Source organism: Xenorhabdus thuongxuanensis (assembly GCF_001908095.1).
In the GTDB taxonomy this organism is placed as follows: domain Bacteria; phylum Pseudomonadota; class Gammaproteobacteria; order Enterobacterales; family Enterobacteriaceae; genus Xenorhabdus; species Xenorhabdus thuongxuanensis.
This window is the reverse complement of the sequence record NZ_MKGR01000043.1, coordinates 4,460-7,901: the sequence shown is the minus strand read 5'-3', so window position 1 is coordinate 7,901 and position 3,442 is coordinate 4,460. Positions and strand designations below refer to the sequence as shown.

Below are 3,442 nucleotides of genomic sequence, written 5' to 3'. Positions count from 1 at the left end.
AGAATGGCCGTCATTTTGCCAGCTATCTGGGACTCGTGCCCAAAGAACATAGCAGTGGCGGAAAAGTCAGACAGCTCGGTATCAGTAAGCGGGGCGATGGCCAATAACCGTCAGCGCGTTGACCTTTTAATGTCTGATAAACATGGGGTTGCCCGGCACGGGTGATAATATCCGCCACCCGCTGCGCCACCACGGCAGACGCTTTGTCATCATCGGTCTGATTGACGAAACCTGAGCGCGGATAAATAGTGCCCCACAGATTGGCGGCCATTTGTCTACCCAGCTCCCGCTGGCCGGGAATAAGCGCTTCCGGGTAGAACGATTCCGGCAAACCGGTGCGCCACGCAACGGTATCTAATGTGCTGAGAAAATAAGGCACCAACGGGGTGGCCGCACTGCGGCAGGAATAGCCGGGAATTTGCCCGCCAATCAGACGGGTAGCGGGATGCCCGATGGCATCGGCATATTTAAAACGCAGGCTGGTCCGCCGCTGGCCTGAAATCTGGCTATTGTGGTGGCCACCGCCCGCAGTCAGGTGGGATAACGCCCCGGTGACAGCATTTTCCAGTCCGCCGGATAAGACTGAATCAGTTGCTGTTCCTGCTGATGCCATTGGGGTGATTGCAGTATCGCTTGTGCTTGAATAGCGGCTTGCTGCGGATCGGCAGAAAGGTGAGCGAAGATTTGTCTCTGATGTTGTTCAGCCGCATCCAGCCAAACGACAGGTGTCTCCGGGGAAAAATTAACGGGAGGATGTTGGCTGTCGGTATAGATAACTATTTTCGCATTGACCGATAATGAGGCCAGCACGCCCCCCCAAAGCAATAAAGCCGACTTCCACATAGCACATTTCCCGTTTTATCAAACACCGGGATAGCCTGAAGAAATGTATTGTAAAAATCAGCCATTAATTATTTTTCCGAAAAATGAAAAAAGGGACTGAAGAGCAAAGCAAAACCGCCCTGTTATTCATTAACGACTGCATGCAAATCCGGTCATCGGCCAGCCATTTCGCATCCACCGGTCTGTTTCTGCCCAAAACGCCCATTTTGCCTGATGCTCTGCTGAACCTGAGCTGGCCGCCAGATAATCCGTTGATGTCACGTAAAATTCCCGCGCCCAGCCATCATAAAGATAAAAGTTCCCCCATTCCTCATAGAGCCGTTCCAGGGCATATTTGGTGGCAACCCGGCTGCCGAGTGATTGGCAAAGCTGTTTCGCATGAGAATAAAAGTCTTTTGTCAGGCCGGAACGCTCAAACCAGGTGTGAACCGTCAAGGTCAGTGCGACCTGTTGCCCGGTCTCATCAGTGCCGGTGAGCCTGACTCCGTCAGGATTTTGTTGCACCGTCACCCCATCCCCCGATACCGTCACCGAGGGTGAATCACTCTGCCAGTTCACCCGACCTGTATTGCCGGCCGTGATAAGGCGAAATTTTGCGCCACGCCAGAGTACGGAAGGCCCCCGGAGACCAAACGATTTCTGGTTGGCATTGCCACCCTGGCGGTCAACGGCAACGGTATCAACCAGGCGTAACGGCAGGATAAATTCCACAGAAGAAGCGACTTGCTGCGCACCCACTTCAGCAGTGACCGAAGCCTGTCCAGCATGACGACTGACAAGGGTTGCCGTTGCATTTCCCTGACGGTCTGTCCTGTCTTCTGCAAAAATCATCTCGCCAAGGTTGCCAGACCAATCAACCGCTTTATCCGCAAGCCCCTGCCCATGAATATCGGTAACGGTGACAGTAAAAGTCACCCGATCTTCGCCATCCGCCGCAGCACGGGTTTTATTGACCCGAATGGTGGATAACAGCACTTCATCAAAGGTGACAATAGGGGCAGCCACTTTATGATCGCCGACCTGGATCTGAACCTGGTGCTCCCCTGCAAACGTACTACTCAGCTGAACCTGCGCTTGTCCCTGAGGGTCGGTTTGTGTCCATTCTGAGGACAGCACACCGTGATCTGCTTGCCAACTCACCGACTGATCTGCCACAGGTGATCCCAATGAATCTTGCACTATAGCCGTTAACACCACCGTATCCTGCCCATCACCTTTAGCCCTGACTTTGTCCACCGTGATCGCGGGTCTTAGCCGGCGTTCAAACGTCACCGGAGCAGCATCAAGGGTTTTCCCCGCCACCTCGGCTTTCACCGTTGCCCGCCCTGCGGTGTGGCTGATTAACCGGGCTGTCGCTTCTCCCTGACTGTTTGTCTGTTCCTGCCTGTCCAGAAGTTGCCCGTTATCCGCAGACCACTGCACTTTACTGTGGGCAACGGGGTGATCTGCTGCATCGCGCACGTTCACCGTATAAAGGAAGCTGTCCTGACCATCGGCCATCACGGTTTGTTTGTCCGTCTGAAGCGTGTGCGTTAGCGAGGCAATAAAGCGGATCGGAGAAGCCATCACCGTTTCACTGCCAACCGCCACGGCTACTTCTGCATTTCCTGATACTTTGCTGGTTAAATAGGCGGTGGCCTGCCCTTTCGCATCAGTCATCAATGAAAATGAGGAGAACTGGCCGAGCGGGGTCTGCCAGCCAACAGCCTGATTGGGCACAGGTTGACCATCGGCGTTTTTAACCGTGACCGTCAAGGTTGCCCTCGATTGCCCATCCGCCTGAACGCTGTGCTTATCAATGGTGATTTCGGGTATCAGCACCGCATCAAACTGGACTGAAGGTGCAACAGCAACCTCTTCATCCACGGAAACACGTACTGTGTGCCGCCCCTGCTGACGACTGTGCAGCACGACCGATGTCTGCCCCTGCGCATCTGTGTCCTGCCGGGTTTGGGATAATTCGCCTTTATCACTTGACCAGATAACAGCCTGATGAGCGACAGGAGCGCCTTCCTGATCGGTGACCATTACGGTATAGATCACCCTGTCATGACCATCGGCTTTGGCCTGCGTTTTATTCGCTGTCACCTGCCATCGCTTTTCGGTCGGCAGGCTTACCACCAGGATTTCTGCCCGGTTAGAGCGGTTACCCCGGCTGTCGATAGCTATTCCCGAAAGCCGGACGGATTTTCCCGTGGTTTTCGGCAACCGTAATGTCACTTTTTCCGGCCGTTGATCAAGTACTTTCCCGCCTGCCTGCTGTAATTCAGCCGTGTCCAGCGCTAAACGTACCAACGGATATTTGGTGTGGATAACGGGAAAAAAGGTCACTTCCTTGCCTTCATAGCCTTTAACCAAAGTCGGAAAGGCCAGCGTCAGCAGCGTTTGCTTCTGATAATCCAGTACCATATCACTGCGCCGGTTCACAAAATCAAATTGGCTGGATCTCAGGCTGCGCAGGGGAGCGACCGCGTTCGGGTCAAGCTGATGGCTGAACGGGACACCCAACCGATAATTGAGGTTCAGGGTAAAACGGTTCTCACTGACCCCTTGCTTACCCTGCCGAAAATCGGCACCCAGTGTGACTAAGGGGACTGGC

General features: G+C 54.1%; 2 protein-coding genes and 2 pseudogenes. 1 reads left to right on the top strand and 3 read right to left on the bottom strand.

The window, feature by feature from the left end; translation table 11 throughout:
- Positions 1 to 98 (top strand): annotated as a pseudogene (locus tag Xentx_RS19665) (transposase); the annotation flags it as partial.
- On the opposite strand, the pseudogene Xentx_RS17160 reads toward Xentx_RS19665, so the two are convergent.
- From Xentx_RS17160 to Xentx_RS17150, 3 genes and pseudogenes are all read right to left on the bottom strand, one after another.
- Positions 98 to 586: pseudogene (locus Xentx_RS17160) on the bottom strand (TIGR03756 family integrating conjugative element protein); the annotation flags it as partial. The pseudogenes Xentx_RS19665 and Xentx_RS17160 overlap by 1 nt on opposite strands.
- Positions 532 to 843, bottom strand: a complete 312-nt coding sequence (locus Xentx_RS17155; protein ID WP_074021737.1) for a TIGR03757 family integrating conjugative element protein — start codon at positions 841 to 843, stop codon at positions 532 to 534. The pseudogene Xentx_RS17160 and the gene Xentx_RS17155, both read right to left, overlap by 55 nt.
- 129 nt (positions 844 to 972) lie before the next feature.
- The coding region (locus Xentx_RS17150; protein WP_074021736.1) for an Ig-like domain-containing protein at positions 973 to 3,442 on the bottom strand (2,470 nt) is incomplete at its 5' end.